The organism is Pedobacter sp. R-06 (assembly GCF_049913135.1).
Classification (GTDB): Bacteria; Bacteroidota; Bacteroidia; order Sphingobacteriales; family Sphingobacteriaceae; genus Pedobacter.
Window position 1 is genome coordinate 371,255 of the sequence record NZ_CP183977.1, and the last position, 19,906, is coordinate 391,160.

Genomic DNA, 19,906 nt, shown 5'->3' on the forward strand with positions numbered 1-19,906 from the left:
GGTTTTTGCAAAACAAATTCTATGTTTAAGAGACTAACCGCAATATTCATATTTTGCTTTCCGGCTGTTTTTTGTGCTGCTCAACAAGTGCGCCCAGCCAAATCTTCAGAAATTTATAGAGAGTTAAAGACGTTAAAACACCTTCCAAAGGTTTTATATCTGGCTGCTCATCCCGATGATGAGAATACTGGTTTATTATCCTGGTTGATTAACGATCAAAATGTAGAGACCGCTTATTTGTCGCTTACAAGGGGAGATGGCGGGCAAAACCTTTTGGGCACTGAACAAGGCGCAGCCTTGGGCCTGATCAGAACGCACGAGCTTTTAGAAGCCCGCAGATTAGACGGTGCACAACAATTTTTCACCCGGGCAATCGATTTCGGGTTCTCTAAAAACACCAACGATACTTTTAAGCAGTGGGATGCCGACAGCATTACCGCCGATGTGGTTTGGGTGATCAGAAAATTTAGACCTGATGTGATTATCTGTCGTTTCCCGCCAACTGCTGCTGCGGGTCACGGTCAGCACGCGGCTTCTGCTGTTGTGGCGGAGAAAGCCTTTAAGGCTGCTGCCGATAAAAATATGTTTCCAAACCAGCTTAAATATGTTTCTGTTTGGCAACCAAAAAGATTGTTATGGAACACCTTTAGGTTTGGTTCGGTAAATACCACAGCAGAAAATCAGTTAAAGGCAACCGTTGGGCAATACGATGCACAATTGGGGATGGGTTATGGTGAACTGGCGGGATTAAGCCGAAGTTTGCACAAAAGCCAGGGAGCAGGAACACAATCAGTGGCCGGTGTACGTTCCGATTATTTTACCCATGTTTTGGGCGATCCTGCTAAAAGAACTTTGTTCGATGGGTTAAACCTTAACTGGTCAGACAAAGGTATTGGTGATATTGATGAACTGATTGATATTATACTATTATCTTTCAATTATAATCAACCCGATAAGAGCCTGCACGGATTGTTGATGCTGAGAAAGAAAATTGCCGAACTGCAGGATGCAGCCTTAAGAAAAGATAAACTTGCGGCTATTGATAACATCATTTTAAGCAGTGTAGGTTTTATGGGCGAGGCGGTAACCAACCAACCTGAAGCAATTGCCGGCAATAGTTATAATTTCCGTTTAAACTTAATTTCAAGATCGGCTACCCCTGTTACCGTTGAAAGTGTGAACTGGTTAAACCAGACAGATAATTTAAATAGAAAGCTTGCTAACGATTCGCTGATTACCATTGAACGCAAGATCCAGATTCCTGCAGATGCGGCACTTACTGAACCTTACTGGCTAGCTAAGCCTGCAAAAGATGCAGCAACATTTAGTGTGGCTAATGATACTTTAATCGGACTTCCGGAAATGCAATCGCCAGTTAATGTGCTGTTGTCGCTGAAAATAGAATCGGAAAAATTTGAAATCAGATTACCTTTATCTTATAAAAAATTAGATCCTGTTAAAGGTGATGTTGTAGAAGCCCTTAGGATCATCCCTGCGCTCGATTTAAGTTTTAGCGAACCTGTTTATTTTGCTAAAGAAAAAGAAGCTTTAAATGTTAGCCTTCGCTTAAAAGCCAATAAAAATATTAATTATGGTAAGGTGACTTTCAAGATCGGCAACCAGGTAGTGAAAACCTTTCAGGGGATTAACCTGGCAGAGAATACGATCAATACGATGAATTTCCTTCTCCCGGTTGAAGATTTAGCCAGAATTAAAACCAGCCAGAATAAATTAGAAGCTGTTTTTTCATCAGAAGCGAATGAATATTCAAAAGGTCAGGTATTAATTCAGTATCCTCATTTGCCAACCCTACAGTATTTTGTTCCGGCCACAACCTGGTTGATTAAGGGAGATGTAAAGGTACTGGCGAAAAAAGTTGGGTATATTGAAGGGGCTGGAGATCTGATCCCTGAGTTTTTAAGGCAGGCAGGTTTGCAGGTTGATGTGCTAACTGAAGGGGATATCCTAAACCCAGTGAAACTGGCAAGTTACGATGCAGTGGTAACCGGAGTAAGAGTAATCAATACTGAAAAAAGAATTAAAAACTGGCAAACTGCTTTACGCGGTTATGTAGAAAACGGTGGAACCATTGTGATGCAGTACAATACCACACAAGATATGGCATTACAGGATTTCGGTATTTATCCGTTTAGTATCAGTGGTAAAAGGGTGACTGAAGAAAATGCAGAAGTTAAATTTTTAAAACCTGAACATAAACTGTTAAACTACCCAAATAAAATTACCGCTGAAGATTTTAAAGGATGGGTGCAGGAACGCGGTGCTTATTTTCCTGATAAATGGGATGCTAAATACGAACCGCTTTTCGAGATGCACGATACCGATGAAGAGCCGCTTCAAGGATCGACCTTATATGCGAAATATGGTAAAGGGAATTTTATTTATACACCTTTAGCTTTTTTCAGGCAATTGCCTGCCGGAAATGTTGGTGCAGCCAGATTGTTTTTTAACTTTTTATCAGCCGGAAAGTGATGAAAAATCAATTCAAAAACTGGAATACCTGGTATATTTTACTTGCTTTGGCCTTGGTATTTCAGCTTGTATTTTATTACCTGTTTACTAAATTCTGGGCATGAGTAATATCGATTGGGCAGTATTGATATTTACTTTGTTTGCTGTGGTGGCCTACGGTGTTTTTATTGGTCGTGGGCAAAAAAGCAATGCTTCTTATTTAAAGGCCGATAATAAAATGCCCTGGTATATTGTGCTACTGGGTATTATGGCAACACAGGCCAGTGCCATTACTTTTTTATCAGCACCAGGGCAGGCTTATACTGATGGCATGCGTTTCGTACAGTATTATTTTGGCCTTCCACTGGCAATGATTGTCATCTGTATTACTTTCATCCCGATTTTTCAAAGGCTGAATGTATATACAGCCTACGAATACTTAGAGAACCGTTTCGATAAAAAAACAAGGGTTTTAACTTCATTGCTGTTCCTGTTTTCGAGAGGACTATCAACGGGGATCAGCATTTATGCACCAAGTATTATCCTATCGAGCGTTTTAAACTGGAATATTTATTTAACCAATATCCTTACCGGGGGGATTTTATTGATTTATACTTATGTTGGTGGTGCAAAAGCAATTGCACACACACAAAAACTGCAGTTTTTGATCATTTTAGGAACAATGGCCTTTGCCGGATATCTTTTGGTGCAGAATATGCCTAATGGAATCGGGTTTAAAGATGCACTTTACCTGGCCGGGAAATCAGGTAAATTAAATGTAATTACCACAGAATTCGATTGGAAGGATAAATATAATATCTGGAGTGGTTTAATCGGAGGCTTTTTCCTTGCGCTTTCTTATTTCGGGACAGATCAGAGCCAGGTTGGAAGATACATTACCGCGAAAGATAATACCAACGCTAAAATGGGATTACTGTTGAATGGGTTGGTTAAAATCCCGATGCAGTTCGCCATCCTGCTAATCGGCGCATTATTGTTTGCTTTCTTCTCATTAAAGCCGGCACCGATTTATTTCAATGAGCGTTCCTATCAGTATCTAAAAGAAACTCAACCACAGCAGGCAGCTGCTTTCGAGAAAGAACATAACGCTTTGGCACAGAAATTTAACCAGCAATCAAAAAATATTCTTGTAGAAAAGGAAAAGCAATTACCATCTTTAAATTCTTCGATAGAAAATTTTAAGTCGACCCAGAAACAGGTGAAAGAACTGCATGGCAGGGTAGAAGAGGCAATCAACAAGTCGAATTACAATGCAGAGAAAACCGATACCAATTATATCTTTCTATACTTTGTAAAGAATACCCTTCCTGTCGGCATGATCGGCTTGCTTTTCGCGGTCATCTTTTTGGCCAGTTGGGGGTCTATTTCTGCAGCGCTGAATTCGCTTGCTGCCTGTTCGTTAAAAGATGTACATCTCATTTTTGGTAAAAAAGAGGTAGACGACGAGACTGAATTGAAATATAGCCGTTTGCACACTTTGGCATGGGGTATTTTTTCGATAGCTGTTGCTATGTTTGCTACACAGATGGGTTCGTTAATCGAAGCTGTTAATGTACTGGGCTCGCTTTTTTATGGGCCAATCCTTGGTATTTTTTTAGTGGCATTTTATTTTAAAAAGATAAACGGACCTATCGTATTTATTGCGGCCATCTTATCCGAAATTGCTGTTGTCGCAGTATATGAATTCGATATTGTTTCATTTCTTTGGCTCAATGTAATCGGCGCAGCAGCAGTAATGATGTTCTCGGTAATTGGCCTGTTATTTTCTAATCCAAAAACCGTAATGGACAGATAAACTTAATTTTTACGTGCAACAGATATTCGCTTCCCAAGTGCAAAATAAAATTTGATACCTTTATTTTCAAAAAAATAGATAACACTAAATATGAACGAAGCTTGGGTAGATAGGTGGAATGACCGATACAGTACCGCTGAGTTTGCTTATGGCGAACAACCGAATAACTATTTAAAAGAGCAGTTGACGCACCTTGAGACCGGAACAATACTTTTTCCGGCAGAAGGAGAAGGGCGAAATGCTGTTTTTGCAGCTAAACTCGGTTGGAAGGTTTCAGCCTTTGATATCAGTATTGAAGGAATGAATAAAGCACTCCAACTCGCAGAGAACAATAATGTTAATATTGATTACCAGGTGGGCGAACTCCAGGAACTGGATTATAAAGATGAACAGTTTGATGCCATTGCCTTAATCTACGCACACTTTCCTTCGGCAATTAAATCAGCCTACCACAAAACACTAAGCAATTATTTACGTAAGGGCGGTTTGCTTATCTTCGAAGCGTTTAGCAAGAAACACCTTGATTACATTGCCAAAAACGAAAAAGTTGGTGGACCAAAAGAAATCGATATGCTATTCTCAATTGAGGAAATAAGAACTGATTTCGAAAATTATGAGATTCTGGCGCTGGAAGAAAAGGAAATTGAACTGAATGAAGGTTTGTTTCATAACGGACGGGGCTCGGTAATCAGATTTGTTGGAAGAAAGAGATAAAGCGGTTCTGGTCTATAACTGAGAAATGAATTCAGAAAAATAGTGAAGTTTTGCACAATTTTTTAGACACTAAGATTATAGTTTTTATCAACCGAAAGCCATAAATTCGTAAAATCAAAAACAACAAAAACAGATAAATATAATACTATGAAAACGATGATTAAATCAATCGCGTTGCTATTTACGGCAATTACCATTTCTGTAAGTGCAATGGCACAAGATGCTCAGCCTAAGCCAAGTCCTGCAGCTACAGCAACAGGGAAAGTAAAAGGTGCAACCATTACCATCAACTACAGCAGTCCTGCAGTTAAAGGACGTAAAATCTGGGGAGGTTTAGAAGCCTTCGATAAAGTATGGCGTGCAGGTGCAAATGAGGCTACTACTTTCGAAACCGATAAAGATATTGTAGTTGAAGGTAAACCCTTGGCAGCTGGAAAATACAGTTTCTTTTTAATACCTAAAGAAAGCGGAACCTGGACAGCTATTTTTAACAAAGAACCAAAACAGTGGGGTGCTTACAAATACGAAGAAGCTAAAGATGCTTTACGTGTTGATGTTAAAACCAAAGCTTTAAAAGCTACGCAAGAACGTTTGGTTTATAAAATTACTAAAAGCGGATTCGCTTTAGAATGGGATAAAATTTCTGTTCCGGTTAATATTAAATAATTAGATAAAATTATTTTAAAGCCGTCCATGTTTTACATTTGGACGGTTTTTTTATGCCTTTTTTTCAGATTGAATTAATAATGATATTGAAAAATAGTTTCATCAATAATGCTTCGCAATGTTAAATTATTTCAGCATCCTTATATAACATAAAGACCCTGAAATAAATTCAGGGTGACGATCAGAAAAGCTCTTTTGTAAAGAAGCTAAAACATAATCCCTACTTCATGTTAAAATGTTATTTTAGGCCACATTACAAACAAGCACCCTATAATGAAGTTTTCCATTAAATTATTGGCTTTATTGCCGCTTTTTTCATTAAACGTTTTAGCCCAGCAGAAAGCGCAATATTTTTCCGTTAAAACTGCAAAGCCTGTAGATCAGGTGAACGTGTTTTTAGGATCTTCTGCAGACCACGGACAGATGTCGCCAGCAGCATCAGCTCCTTTTAGCATGTTGAGCATCGGTCCTCAGACTTATCCTAAAACGCATACAGGCTACGAATACCTGGCGAAGAAATTTGAAGGCTTTACACACAACCGTTTCGAAGGAGTAGGCTGTCAGGGTTCGGGTGGTAATATTTTCATCAAACCATTTTTAGGCAGTGATCCGGCGAAGTCAGAACTGATCAAGATTGCTGAAAAAGCAAGTCCAGGTTACTATGAAGTAGGCTTTGAAAATAAAATCAAAGCTGGTTTTACCGTATTGGGCAAAGCGGGGAAGCATGCCTACCAATTCCCGAAAGGAGCAAAAGGTTTTTATCTCGATTTAGGTTATGCTTTTAATGGTGCTTTTGTAGCAGAATCGCACGAGGTAAACGGCAATACCATAAGTGGATGGATTACCTCGAAAACAACTTGTGGTGCAGGTAAATACAAGCTGTTTTATTATATGGAAATTGGTGATAATGTATCATGGAAAGTAATCGACGATCATAAAATGATTGCCGTGCTCAAAGGGGAGGTAACTTCGGTAGGAATCAATATTGCACTTTCTTCTGTAAGTGTTGAAGCTGCAAAAGCTTCTATCAATAAAAATCCGTTTGGTACTGTAAAAGAACAAAGCAAAGCCGATTGGAATGTAAATCTTTCTAAAATTGCCGTAAATGGCGATCTGGAAAGTGCAAAGCTATTCTACTCGCTTTTATACCGTACCATGCAGTCGCCTTATGTGATTTCTGAAGCTGACGGTTCATATCGCAATACAAAAGGCGAAATTCAGAAAGATACAGAAATCCGCTACAACGGCTGGGCCATTTGGGACAATTACCGTACACAGTTACCTTTACTTTCGCTAATTGAACAAGATAGATATGCCGGAATGGTGAGTTCTATTGCCGATCTGTATAACTCTGGCAAAAAAGATTACGCCGGACAAAACGAGCCCTCAAATACCGTTCGTTCTGAGCATGCCATTGTGGTTTTGCTTGATGCCTATCGTAAGGGCTATCCGGTAGATTTTAACAAGATTGCCGATTCGTTAGTGAAAGAGGTAAATGGCCTGGATTATAAATCTCCGGATAAGGCATTAGAATCAAGTTACGATAATTGGGCACTTGCAGAAATCTTCAAAATTTTAAAGAATAAAGAAAAATCTGATTTTTATCTCAATAAAGCTTTAGAATATAAGAAATATTGGAACAAGGACTTTAAAGATATGACCAAAAACGATGTCGACCGTATGCAGGCCCGTGGTTTATACCAGGGCACCATCTGGCAGTATCGATGGTTTGTACCTTATGATTTTAAAGGATTGATTGAATTGGACGGGGGAGAGGAATCTTATCTGGCAAAACTTGATGAATTTTTTGAGCGCGATTTATACAACCATGCCAATGAACCAGATTTGCAGGTACCATTGATGTATAATGTCACCAAGTCTGGTTATAAATCACAGTATTGGATGCATCAATTAGCGGCTGATACGGTAATCCAGAATTATTTTAACGATAACAGCCGCGGAATCGGTAGTTATATCGGTAAAATTTACAGAAACCAGCCACATGCCTATTTGCGTACGATGGACGACGATGCCGGTGCGATGAGTGCCTGGTATGTGTTTGCTGCAAGTGGTTTTTCTCCTGCCTGTGTGGGGTGGCCGATTTATTATTTAAATGTGCCTTTATTTCCTTCACTAAGTTATAACCTGCCTAAAGGAAAAACTTTTACCATCGAAACGGAAAATTTTAGCTTGAAAAACAAATATATCAAAGCTGCGTTCCTCAACGGAAAACCTTTCAAAAAGAACTATATCACCCAAGAGGATATTAATGCCGGAGGCGTATTGAAAATCGTTGCTTCGGCCGTGCCGGTTAAAATTTCAGGTACAGAAAACTGGATTTCGAGTCTTGTAAAATAATTTAAAAAAATTACAAAAAACCGCAAACTAATTTCAGATAATCCTGTTGTTCTAGTATAAATTTCAAGATCATGGCACCTTTAAAATTAAGCGAAGAACAGCATGCTACATTAAGCAATAGAAACACATCAGAACAAATTAACGAACAACCTTTAGAACTTCATCCAGAAGCCTATAAAGTGAAAGGCCCATCTCCTGATAAGATGAAGACGGTATCATCTTCATTAAGGAATTATGCCCATGGTTTGTACGGATTGTTGTAAAAGCGCCTCCAATAAAATCTTATCATACCAGATTATATAAAGCAGCCAGGATTTAAAAAACTTGGCTGCTTTTGTTTTGATATGAAGAGGAAGGATCAAAAAGTTAAAATCTATCGGCATTATCACGTTGAGCATCGAAATGCTGTGCCAAGGCTATTTAATTTAGTCCTTTGACAGGCTCAGGATGACAATCTAACATGATGAGACAAAATATAATGCATATCTTACCCTTATGAAACAAAGTGCCGGAATATTGCTTTTCAGAAGAAAAAATCAGCAGATAGAATTTTTTCTGGTTCATCCGGGCGGGCCGTTCTTTGCCAAAAAAGATATTGGTTTTTGGACTGTGCCCAAAGGAGAATTAGATGAAAGTGAAGAAGCTTTAACGGCTGCAATCCGCGAATTTAAAGAGGAAACAGGTCAAAGCCCAACCGGCGATTTCATCGAATTAACTCCAGTTGTGCAAAAGGGAGGTAAAAAAGTATTATGCTGGGCTTTGGAAGGAGATCTTGATCCTTCAACAATTGTTAGCAATACTTTCGAAATAGAATGGCCGCCACGATCGGGTAAAAAGAAAAGTTTTGCCGAAATAGATAAAGCTGAATGGTTTGTTTACTCCGATGCTGTTAAATACATCAATGAAAAGCAGAGCGCTTTGCTTGATGAATTAAAATCTAAACTAAGCCATTAATTCGAAGTGTGAAATTTCCTTTTCGGCACCATTGATGATCATCGAAATCTGGTGATCGCCCAGATGAAATTTACGTGTAGTAATCAGCACGAACTTTTGCTTTCGGATAATGTTTACTGCTGCACCTGCAGGATAAATCCGCTCCGAAATCTTATACACCTTTTTAGTGTTCTGTCCATTTTGCTTTTTATAGTAAATGGCATATTCCAATCTCACTTTCTTTTCGGAAGGATTTTCGTTCAGAATAGAAAACGAAAACTCCAGGCTTTCGCCAATTTTGATCTGAGGTGTTAAGATTTTGAAATCTTTTAATAAAATTCCTGCATCATCTAAGCCATAATGCTTAAGGATATCGGTATGACCTTGTTTAAGTAATGTACGACTGCCGTGTTTAATAATGGCATCTGTTTCGGCGCCCAAACCCGACCAGTTCTTCGCAATATTTAAAACAACCTGAGGATGATCTTTTGCAATATCGTTTAAGCTATTGGCAACGCTCCGCCTTACATATTCAGACGGATCTGTTTTAAGATTTTCCAGTATAGGTAAAATAGATGTCGGATCTTTTTTCAGAAAGGGGATACCCATGGCCCAGGGTAAGCGTGGACGGCTGCCTTCGCTGGCGAGCCTTCTCACTTTATGGCTTTCGTGCAGCGACCATTGCTGCATTTTTAAAATCATCTCATTTTCGTATTTTAAAATAAAAGGGCGAACGGCAAATTCGCAGCTTACAAATTGTGTAACAAATTCGAGCGCTTCAGCAGAGTCTTCGAAATCATCAATACCATAGGTTTCAATATAATCAGGTAGAAACATATAGGCGAGGCCATCATCTCCAATACCCTGAATCCTTAGCTGTGCAATTGTTTTTTTAAGCAGCGCTATCGTTTGAGGATAATCTGCTGGTAAAAAATCGTGTAATACTTTCGAGGTATGTTTCATCCGCTCTTTCAATTCTTTTGATTCAAATTCGGGTGTGAAAATCTTTCTGATAAATTTTGCTTTATCGAAACCTGGGATGATAATCGCCAATGCATGAGTTAATCTATCGTAAAAAGCAGGATTATATAAATCTTTAAGTGGGCTGGCCATATTTTTGGTAATTACGGAGATGTTTTTTATTATAACGCAGTAAATTTACTAAAAATATTAGTATTTTTAAGTGGTTCAACAAATAATATTTCATCCTATCATTTTTACGTAGCGATTTAGAATTTCAGCTATTTCTTTGGCACATTTGCTTATTATAAAAATAGCGAAATGAATACAACAAAAATAGGCTGGATCGGGTTAGGGAATATGGGTATCCCGATGGCAGAACAATTGATAAAAGCAGGCTATACGGTTACTGTCTATAACAGGAGCAAGGGCAAAGAAGCTCCACTGAAAGAAATGGGTGCACGGGTTGCCGAAACCCCTAAAGAGCTAACTGCAACTACTGATGTGATAGCGGTTATGGTTTCTGATGATGCCGCAATAGAACAGATTTTTAAGGGAGAGGAAGGTCTTTTTAGTGGAGAAACTTTAGGTAGGATCATTATCAACATGAGCACGGTTTCTCCTTCAATTTCAAAAGAAATGGCCAGGCAATGTAAAGCAAAAGGAAACTTTTATTTAGACGCACCGGTCTCAGGAAGTGTGAAGCAGGCAGAAACCGGTCAGTTGGTTATTATGGTCGGTGGCGAAGAAACTACTTTTAATCAGGTAAAACCTATCCTCGAAAAAATGGGCAAACTTGCTAAGCTAGTAGGCGGAAATGGCGCAGGCAACAGCGCAAAGCTTGCCATCAATTCGCTTTTGGCTTTATATGCACAAGGCTTGGCTGAAACCGTTTTGTTTGCTAATGAACAAGGGATTAAAACAGGGGATTTGTTAGAATTGATCAATAATGCAGCTATCGGCAATATTTTTACCAAAATTAAGGGTGATGCTATTGTTGCTGATAACTACAAAGCTGCTTTCGCCCTTAAACATATTGTAAAGGATTTGAACCTGGCAAAAGAAGAAGGTATTTCATCGCCATTGGCTAAAACAGCACTGAATACTTTCGAAGCGGCAGCCTCAAAATATGGAGAAGAGGATATTATCGCAGTAGTTAAACAGCTTAAAGAATAGGGCAATCCTTTTTAAACTAAAGTTGATAACCATAGGAGATTTTAGAGCTCTTCCTATGGTTATATATTGATGGGATATTACAAAGTTTCATGTATACGTTATGAAATGAGGTAAGTCGCTACATTTTTAAGCGGCATATGATGTTTATTTTAAACGTCTGGCGAACTTTCAGATCGATAACAAGAAACAGATCTGTATTTAATGAAAATATCATCAGGAGATATTATTCCCGATGATTAATGAATAATGGTATTTTTAATCAGCGCCGCTGTTGAATACATGCGATTTATATCCTGCATTATTCAACAGCATTTTTGTGATTGCCCAACAGAGAAGTTGCTCTTTTTAATCTTAGGTCTTAGAAATTATTAAGTACATCCAAACTATAAACATTATTTATTTGCAGGTTTTGCTTAGGTGTTAAGCTTAAATCAATATCAAGATAGGAGAGAAGCAGATCAATAGGGATTTGGTCAAATAATCCAGGATAAATACGTTTAAATAGCGATATTCTGTTTTCAGTATTCTGCATTCTAAATAAGATGTTTCTATTGTTTACATCAGCTATGGCAGTTCGAAGAAGATAAGTATTGAATAACGAATCAAGAACAGGATACCATGCGCAGCCTTCCTCCAGCTCAGATTGGTCTATCAAAAAAACGATAGTATCCTTTATGGCAAAAAGATTGAAGTTGCCGTCTGTTTGTTTAAAACCATTTGGGATATATACACTACCTTTTGTGCCCAACCATATATTGGCCTGTTCGGCCTCTTCATTTACTAAATAGCCATTAACCAGGCCATCTGCTACAATTATAATGCTACCGTTAGCAGCTGAACTGTTAGGCTTAAAAAGCGTTTTCCCTTTGCGAATACTAAGAAAGGCTGTATGTCTGTACATAAAGCGAATAGCTGCCCTATCTTTCTTCCGATCTAACAATGGAAGAAATACCTTTAAAAAATATTTGATGTAGTCTACTTCCATGTTGATTAATTAAGTTTTGTGGTTAACATATTGATTGTTTTTTATTAAGTAAATTACATTTACAAACCGATCATGCCCAAAGCTCACATTCATGCCCAAATTAACCGGATATGGTTTCTTATCTGGTTTCAATGGCACTGCACGGTGCTGTGGGGAGGATAATTAGTTAGAAACTATCTGTCCACCCTAAGCATTAGCTTTTTAACATCTTTACACACTCTAAAACGATTTAGTATTTTCGTGTGCGGCGATCGCTTTTTGGTATTATGTAACCTCACTTAAGATCGGCTACAACTAAATTCTGTATTAAAAATTAATTTTCCTCTGATTTTGATCAATACTTATCTTGATCTTGCTCATCGCTACAACCAGGTAACAATGTGAAGAGAATGATAAGTTTTCATTTGGATATTCCAGATAAGCGTATGCTAATTTTTCATTGTTTTCAAAGCGTTCATATCCAGTATAATAATGTTATTGCCGTCTTTTTCAATTAAGCCCTCTCTTGTGAAATCTCCAAGCACCCTGCTTAGTGTTTCGGTTGCAATGCCTATCAAAGATGCCAGATCATATCTGGGGAGCATAATTCTATTATTCTCTGCAGAATCGTGGTTTAGTTTAGTCAGTTCAATAATTGCTTTTGCTATTCTCTTCCTTACAGAGTAATAGGCGATATTCAGCAGCTTTTCATCGCGGTTGTTCAAGCCATGGGCAAGAGCTTTAGCAAAAAAGTTGAACATGTCTGGGTAGTCTGTAATTAAATTCTGGAGATCGGTATAAGGGATGGTCAGTATTTCAACACTATCGATGGCTTCTGCAATTTCCTTATTTTCAGTACCTAATAGTGCGCCCTGAAGTCCGAAATATTCGTGCGGGCCATAAATGCCAGTAATAAATATGTTGCCGGCAGAATCAGCTACATAGGTTTTTATCTTTCCTGATAAAATATAATGTAATCCGAGCGATCTTCTCTCCCCCCTATAATAGAGAACCTGGTTTTTTTTAAAAGATCTGGGCAAATAACCTTCAAATCTTGATCTTAACCAGGATAATTCATCGCCACTTTTATGAATATTCTTTAATTGAGTATGCCGTTTTAAAAATAATTCATGTTGAAACCTTTTTTTTCTGAGCCTTACCTCCACATGATTAAGCAGTTCGCCATCATCAAAAGGAGCCATGAGGTAGCCATCTGCACCCAATTCCATCACTCTGCGGGCAAGGTCATAATCCTGATTGTTCAATACCATAATAAAACTGATGCCCGCAGTTTCCATAAATTTATTAACAACACGCAATACCCCAATTCCGTCCATTTCAGCTACATTTACCTCCGAAATAATTACATCTACCGGATTTTTTCTGAGAATGTCGATTGCTTGCTTACCGCTATTTGTTGATTTTACATTGTATTTCCCGATTGTTAGTATTTCGGTGATTTTTATCCTTAGATCGAAATCCTCAAGTATAATCAAGATTTTAGATCCCTCCATTTAAATTTTATGTTTAATCCTGAAGGCAATAGTTTCCTTTAGATTGGCAAAACAGGTGTTAAGCCTGATTTCCGGACCTTGTTGATACGTTATTTAAAGCTTTTCGATAGACTAAATTAAGGTCTGCGAGAAAAGAAGATAGACAATTGGAATAATTGGGTAGCGAAAAAACTTCAGTCGCTGGGCGGAAAAATTATCCTGACGGAAGTGAAGATAATGCTGCAGGCTTTGTTAAAAAAATGATACAGTTTTTTAACAAGCATTTTTAAAAAAGGCATTTATTAAAGGTTTTTATAGGGATTAATAGACAAATATCCAATAAAAATCGTTATTATGAGGGATAAAAGGCTTGATAATTATCAAATATATGTTTGATTGTGGTCAATATGGCAAAACAACTGGTTAAAAAGTTTCGTTAATGCTGGAAATTAGTTCAAATAACCGTTTTTTAGTCTTTAGGAAGGATAATACTCCTTTGTTGTGTAGGTGAGTAATAAAACTCAAAAGATGTTGTATTACCGATAAAAATAATACTGTTATCTACGGGCGGTGAGTTTAAGTTTTTAAGGGTGTTTGTATGTTTTTTATTGTTTAAACAATTCTGTGCTTCCAGATCGATCCTTCCAAGTACAACAAAGGTTGTGATCAGGCAGCAGGTGATGAATAAATGAAATGACAGGTAGCTGAACTGAAACATCCTAACATGAAAAAGAATAATCCATAACAACAGTAAAAGAAAAAGGGCGATGCCGGGCAATACCAATAAGAGCTTAATATCCTGAAAGCTGATGAGAAATGGTAAAAACGTAAATGGCAATATGCCGATCAGAAAGGCAAAATTTCTGGTAAACGGCTGGTTGGTTATATCGTAGATCCAGTAGTGAATGATAAACCCTGCAGTAATGATAAATGGTAGAAAAACTAAAAAAGCGCATTTTTCCCAATGCGAAAGCCCTCTTTGTGATAATAAAAGGTCGGCGAAGCTATCAAGGTTTAAGATCTCGATATTAAACCTGATAAAAAAATAATATTCACCAAAAATGGCCAAGAGCACGAGGTAAATTACTGTTAATATCAAATATCTGATAAACAGAATATAGATGGTATCTATTTTATCTGTCATCTTAATTTATATAAGCGATAAAATGTAACCATGAACAAAAATATGCGGACATAGGATAGATTTTGATTCCCAAATTTGCTTAAGCGTTACCTTATTTCCATTGATATGAATTAAGGCGATTAATGATTGTTGTCAAAGCCGTATTCTATTCGAACATTGTTTATGTTTTTTAGATCTGGTTGGGTAATAAAATTGCCTGGTTCTAAAGATATATTACATAGCTATCAGATGATTTAAATAGTAAATTATTTTTAATTCATTAAAAATCAGATATTTATTTACTTTAGTGAAAAATAATAAACATAATATTTGTATCGTACGAAATAAATCGTACCTTTAGTTTATGAAACTTAATCAAACTGAAAATAATCTGCCTGAACCTACTAAAGCTGAATTAGAAATTCTTCAGGTATTATGGGAATTCGGTCCATCTACGGTTCGGTTTGTAAACGATAAATTGAACGAACAGCGAGAGGTGAATTATACCTCAACTTTAAAGCAGATGCAGATCTTAACCGAAAAGGGGATATTAAAACGTGATGAAAGCCAAATGAAACACATTTATATTCCTGTTGAGGCTGAGGAGAAAACCAAAGTTCAGTTGTTAGACCGTTTTGTAAATACCCTGTATAAAGGATCTGCTTCACAATTGATGATGCAGCTTCTGGGTAACGAAAAAACCTCTAAACAGGAAATAGAAGAGATAAAGCGGCTATTGGATAGCATGGAATAATTAATAATAACAGATTCTAAAGAACCACAATGATGGAATTTAAGTTAATTAACCTTTTGCCCGAAAATTGGCTTCATGCCCTCGGGGCTACTTTGTTCCACTCGCTATGGCTTGGGGTAATATTGGCCTTGCTTGCTGGTTTGGTTATGTTTACTACCCGAAAAGCAAGTGCGGCAATGCGCTATAACCTTCTTACCATATGTTTAGCGTTGTTTGTTGTGGCAATATTTTTTACCTTTTACAAAGAACTGCAAAAGCCTATAGGTTCTATAGCTGATCAGGTTATAATTAATCTCCCAAATGGGGCCACCGATCAGCCCGTAATTGCAAACGTTCAGCATGATATGTATTCGGGACTGAACAAAATGCTTTCTTTATGGAATGCATACGCTTATCAGATTGTACTGATCTGGTTTTTAATTATATGCGGAAAAAGCATCCAGTTAATGGTAGGTTTAAACGGTGTATATCATTTGCGTAAACATAAAACCTATGCTGCAGGTAAAAAGTGGGATGAAAAGTTAGCTATGCTGGCCGAAAAATTAGGTTTAAGTCAACCGGTTAAAATGATGCAGTCGGGTATTGCACAGGCACCAATGGTTGTAGGGCATTTTAAACCCTTAATCCTAATTCCATTAGGTTTGCTTACCGGTCTGTCAAATGCAGAAGTTGAGGCTATTCTTTCTCATGAACTGGCGCATATTAAACGTAAAGATTACCTGGTAAACCTATTACAAAGTTTTATCGAAATCGTTTTCTTCTTTAACCCAGCGGTACTTTGGGTATCACAATTAATAAAAACAGAACGCGAACATTGCTGTGATGATTTGGCCATTACCTGTGTAAGCGATCGCAAAAACTACGTTCAGGCCCTCATATTCTGTCAGGAATTTAAGCAGCGTGCACCTGCTTATGCCATGGCGATAACGGGTAGGAAAGGTAGCCTGCTGCATAGAGCAAGCAGGATGTTATTCAATACCAATTCAACTTTAAACAAAATGGAAAAGACAATATTAACCATCGCCCTGGTATCGGTTGTGGTTTGCAGCGCCGCCTTTAAAAGTATTGGCAATGCAAAAACAGTTACCAGAAAAAAAATAGCTACTTCAATACAAGTTTTACAGGATACAGCTAAAAAATCTAAACCTGTTGAAGGAAAATCTGCCGATCAATTAGAAAAGGAAATCAATTCGAAAATGGATCGTCAATTGAAACAGTTAAACGAAAAAAACAAGAGCAGAGAAACGGCAGAAGATGTAAAAGCGGAAATTGCTGATCAGCAAGCCAGAAAAGATGATGCCAAAAAGGCAGTAGCGGATGAAAGAATGCGGAAAGAAGACGCCAAAGCAAGAATAGCCGATGAAAAACTCCGTATCGCTGACGAGAAATTAGCTAAAGAAGATGCTAAATTAGCTAAGGAAGACGCAAAATGGGCAAAAGAAGATGCCAAGTGGACAAAGGAAGTTGATAAATGGGCAAAGGAAGACGCTAAATGGGTTCAGGAGAATAAAGGTGGCGATGGCCCACGTGTACCAAGAGCACCACGTCCGCCGCGCCCACCTAGAGCACCAAGAGCACCTCGCGCAGCGTATGCTGTACCATCGGTACCTCCAGTTCCGCCAACTCCAAGTATTCCATCAGCTCCACCTACACCCCCAACGCCACCTGTATATAACCAAAAAACAAGCACCCGAACAGGTGTGCAGCGTACGGTTATCTCGAAAACCGTAACCAACGGAGATGGACATGATTATACCAACGAAATTAATCAGGAATTGATGAAAGACGGCATTATTACCAGTACTAATAAATTGTCGTACAAACTCAATAAAGACGATTTAATTGTAAATGGCGTAAAACAAAATGCTGATGTGCAGAAGAAATACAAGCAAAGGTTTTTGAAGAACGAAAATCATTCGCTAATGTATAATTTCCTGATCGAAAACAACAAAAACTAAGTTCTAAAAGCGCTAATCCAATTCACATCATGAAATTTAAGCTCATGGCTTTTTTAGCCGTATGGATGAATATTGCCCTTACCTTTGCTCAAGCCCAAACTCCTCCATCCAGAATTTACGGTCGTGTATTGGATGCCGATGGGAAAAACATAGAATTTGCCACTGCTGCACTGCTTAAAGATTCGTTACTGGTTAAAACAACCTTCACCGAAAAGGATGGGTTGTTTAGTTTCGATAAGCTTGGTTATGGAAAATACCTCATCAAGGTATCGGTTGTAGGTTCGCCTATTTACCAGACCGATACCTTGGTTTTAACTGCCAATAGCGCTGTTATCAATTTGGCTGATATTAAGATCAAAGCTGGAGCAACCAATTTAAAAGAGGTAAATATTTCGGGGCAAAAGGCTTTTGTAGAACGAAAGATTGACCGTACGGTGGTTAACGTTGATGCTTTGATCTCCAATGCAGGTACAACTGCACTGGATGTGCTGAGTAAATCGCCAGGGGTAAATGTAGATCAGAATGGGGTAATCTCGCTCAAAGGCAAGAGTGGAGTGGCTATTTTTATTGATGATAAACCAACTTATTTATCGGGTGCCGACCTGGATAATTACCTGCGTTCGCTGCCTTCTTCTTCGCTTGATCAGATTGAGCTAATGACCAATCCGCCTGCCAAATATGACGCTGCAGGAAATGGAGGGGTAATCAATATCAAAACCAAGAAAACCAAAACCGCTGGGTTTAATGGTGGGATTAACCTGAGTTTGAACCAGGGGGAGTTAAGTCGCTCGAACAACAGTTTCAACTTTAATTACCGCAAGGATAAGATCAATGTTTTTGGTAACCTGAGTTATAATCTGAACAACAGTTTTACCGATCTCGATCTGAACAGAAAATATAAAAATGACGATGGTAGTGCCAAATCCTACTTTAATCAGAATTCTTATTTCCGTAGGCACGGCAATACTTTTAATTTAAAAACCGGACTTGATTATTATGCTTCTGAGAAAACCACATGGGGTATTGTACTTACCGGAATGAACCGGATTTCGAAACAGGTGAACAACAATACCAGTAATCTGTCTAATGCTTCGATGCAGTTAGATTCGGTTATCAGGGCTGAAAATATCGATCAGATTAAATATCAGAATGCGGGTGTAAATTTAAATTACAGGCACAAATTTAAGCAGGCAGGAAGGGAATTGACCTTTGATGCGGATTATCTGCTTTATCGCAATCAAACCGATCAAACTTACTACAACTTCAGTTATCTGCCTAGCGGAACTTTAAAATACCAGGATATTTTAACAGGTAATCTGCCTTCAAATATTGATATTTATACCGCTAAAATGGATTATTCGCATCCACTGGAAAATAAGTGGAAGCTAGATGCAGGTATTAAAACTGCTTATACCAAAACCGATAACATTGCCGATTACTTTAATACGGCGAACGGGAAAACCAGCGCTGATTATGAAAAGAGCAATCACTTTTTATATGAAGAAAACATCAATGCGGTTTACCTGAACATGAGCAGGGAAGGGAAGCGGTTTTCGCTCCAGGCTGGCTTAAGGTATGAAAACACGGTTTCTAACGGACATCAGTTAGGGAATCTGATCAAACCCGATTCGAGTTTTAAAAGAACCTATAACAGTTTGTTCCCAACGCTTTATTTCTCTTATAAACTCGATACTGCAGGAAACAATCAGCTGGGACTGAATTATGGAAGAAGGATCGATCGGCCGTATTATCAGGACCTCAATCCATTCTTTTCTCCCCTGGATAAATTTACCTATTATGTTGGCAACCCTTTTTTAAAGCCTTCTTTTACACAAAGTATCGAACTTTCTCACACTTATAAAAATAAGATTACCACCACTTTTGGTTACAGTTGGGTGAGGGATGAGGTGAACGAAACCATCGAAATTTTAAACGGTACCTATTACAGCAGGCCAGCAAATGTGGGCAAAACAAGAGTGGCCAATGTTTCGGTAAATGCAGAGATCGACCTCACCAAATGGGTTAAACTAAATGCTTATGTTGAGTATGCAAAAATAGTTTCAAAAACAGATTTCTACACAGGTTTTTTGGTTACCAACGGAAGTTATTTAAGAGCAAACCCGAATTTGCAGTTCAAAATCAGCCCGACGTGGAATGCAGAGCTAAATATGCGTTATCAGAGTAAACTATCTAATGTACAGTTTTTATTGGGTGAAGTACATGAGTTCGGAGCAGCGGTGCAGAAAAAACTTTCAGCAAAAAGTACATTGAAATTAACTGCTAACGATATTTTCAGAACCCGTGTTTATAATGGTATAATCAACAATCTGGCAAACACAGAAGCAAACTGGGTTAACCGTCAGGATTCGAGATCGGTTGTGTTGAGTTATAGTTATCGTTTTGGGAAGGCATTTTCTTCGCCAGCCAAACACGAATCTTCTGGTGCCGATGCAGAAAAGAACAGGGTGAAGAATTAAGGTTTTAGATAGTTTCGTCATTGCGAGGCACGAAGCAATCTTACA

General features: G+C 38.1%; 15 protein-coding genes. 11 read left to right on the plus strand and 4 right to left on the minus strand.

Annotation, left to right across the window (positions count from 1 at the left end; genetic code table 11):
* Positions 1 to 21 precede the first annotated feature (21 nt).
* From ACN9MR_RS01495 to ACN9MR_RS01525, 7 genes are all read left to right on the plus strand, one after another.
* A complete protein-coding gene (locus tag ACN9MR_RS01495; RefSeq protein ID WP_426327915.1) occupies positions 22 to 2,490 on the plus strand; it encodes a PIG-L family deacetylase in 2,469 nt (822 codons plus the stop codon).
* A 100-nt stretch (positions 2,491 to 2,590) separates the two neighbouring features.
* Entirely contained in the window at positions 2,591 to 4,285 is a 1,695-nt protein-coding gene (locus ACN9MR_RS01500) for a sodium:solute symporter family transporter (RefSeq protein ID WP_426327916.1), read from the plus strand.
* A gap of 90 nt (positions 4,286 to 4,375) precedes the next feature.
* Positions 4,376 to 4,999 carry a class I SAM-dependent methyltransferase gene (locus ACN9MR_RS01505; protein WP_426327917.1) on the plus strand — a complete coding sequence of 208 codons (624 nt, stop codon included), beginning with the start codon at positions 4,376 to 4,378 and terminating at the stop codon, positions 4,997 to 4,999.
* A 147-nt stretch (positions 5,000 to 5,146) separates the two neighbouring features.
* Positions 5,147 to 5,665: a DUF2911 domain-containing protein gene (locus tag ACN9MR_RS01510; protein ID WP_426327918.1), complete on the plus strand. Its 519-nt coding sequence runs from the start codon at positions 5,147 to 5,149 to the stop codon at positions 5,663 to 5,665.
* 273 nt (positions 5,666 to 5,938) lie between these two features.
* Complete coding sequence (locus ACN9MR_RS01515) at positions 5,939 to 8,023, plus strand: glycoside hydrolase domain-containing protein (RefSeq protein ID WP_426327919.1); 2,085 nt, start codon at positions 5,939 to 5,941, stop codon at positions 8,021 to 8,023.
* Between the two features lie 71 nt (positions 8,024 to 8,094).
* Positions 8,095 to 8,286, plus strand: coding sequence for a hypothetical protein (locus ACN9MR_RS01520; RefSeq protein WP_230145617.1), 192 nt, complete (start codon positions 8,095 to 8,097; stop codon positions 8,284 to 8,286).
* Between the two features lie 232 nt (positions 8,287 to 8,518).
* On the plus strand, positions 8,519 to 8,977 hold the full coding sequence (locus tag ACN9MR_RS01525; protein WP_426327920.1) for an NUDIX domain-containing protein: 459 nt from the start codon (positions 8,519 to 8,521) through the stop codon (positions 8,975 to 8,977).
* Here the strand turns inward: ACN9MR_RS01525 and ACN9MR_RS01530 are convergent.
* Positions 8,966 to 10,069, minus strand: a complete 1,104-nt coding sequence (locus ACN9MR_RS01530; RefSeq protein ID WP_426327921.1) for a DNA alkylation repair protein — start codon at positions 10,067 to 10,069, stop codon at positions 8,966 to 8,968. The two genes, ACN9MR_RS01525 and ACN9MR_RS01530, sit on opposite strands and share 12 nt — an antisense overlap.
* A 168-nt stretch (positions 10,070 to 10,237) precedes the next feature.
* On the opposite strand from ACN9MR_RS01530, the gene ACN9MR_RS01535 reads away from it, so the two are divergent.
* Positions 10,238 to 11,092 carry an NAD(P)-dependent oxidoreductase gene (locus tag ACN9MR_RS01535; RefSeq protein WP_426327922.1) on the plus strand — a complete coding sequence of 285 codons (855 nt, stop codon included), beginning with the start codon at positions 10,238 to 10,240 and terminating at the stop codon, positions 11,090 to 11,092.
* 358 nt (positions 11,093 to 11,450) lie between these two features.
* Here the strand turns inward: ACN9MR_RS01535 and ACN9MR_RS01540 are convergent, their stop codons facing one another.
* From ACN9MR_RS01540 to ACN9MR_RS01550, 3 genes are all read right to left on the minus strand, one after another.
* Entirely contained in the window at positions 11,451 to 12,077 is a 627-nt protein-coding gene (locus tag ACN9MR_RS01540) for a hypothetical protein (protein ID WP_426327923.1), read from the minus strand.
* 428 nt (positions 12,078 to 12,505) lie between these two features.
* On the minus strand, positions 12,506 to 13,570 hold the full coding sequence (locus ACN9MR_RS01545; protein ID WP_426327924.1) for a response regulator: 1,065 nt from the start codon (positions 13,568 to 13,570) through the stop codon (positions 12,506 to 12,508).
* Between the two features lie 448 nt (positions 13,571 to 14,018).
* Positions 14,019 to 14,693: a hypothetical protein gene (locus ACN9MR_RS01550; protein WP_426327925.1), complete on the minus strand. Its 675-nt coding sequence runs from the start codon at positions 14,691 to 14,693 to the stop codon at positions 14,019 to 14,021.
* 343 nt (positions 14,694 to 15,036) lie between these two features.
* On the opposite strand from ACN9MR_RS01550, the gene ACN9MR_RS01555 reads away from it, so the two are divergent.
* The 3 genes from ACN9MR_RS01555 to ACN9MR_RS01565 are packed head-to-tail and all read left to right on the plus strand — an operon-like array spanning position 15,037 to position 19,861.
* Complete coding sequence (locus tag ACN9MR_RS01555) at positions 15,037 to 15,426, plus strand: BlaI/MecI/CopY family transcriptional regulator (RefSeq protein WP_215131694.1); 390 nt, start codon at positions 15,037 to 15,039, stop codon at positions 15,424 to 15,426.
* A 29-nt stretch (positions 15,427 to 15,455) separates the two neighbouring features.
* The gene (locus ACN9MR_RS01560) at positions 15,456 to 17,384 is read left to right on the plus strand and encodes a M56 family metallopeptidase (protein WP_426327926.1); all 1,929 of its coding nucleotides are present in this window, start codon (positions 15,456 to 15,458) and stop codon (positions 17,382 to 17,384) included.
* Positions 17,385 to 17,413: 29 nt separating this feature from the next.
* A complete protein-coding gene (locus ACN9MR_RS01565) occupies positions 17,414 to 19,861 on the plus strand; it encodes a TonB-dependent receptor domain-containing protein (protein ID WP_426327927.1) in 2,448 nt (815 codons plus the stop codon).
* Positions 19,862 to 19,906: the final 45 nt, after the last annotated feature.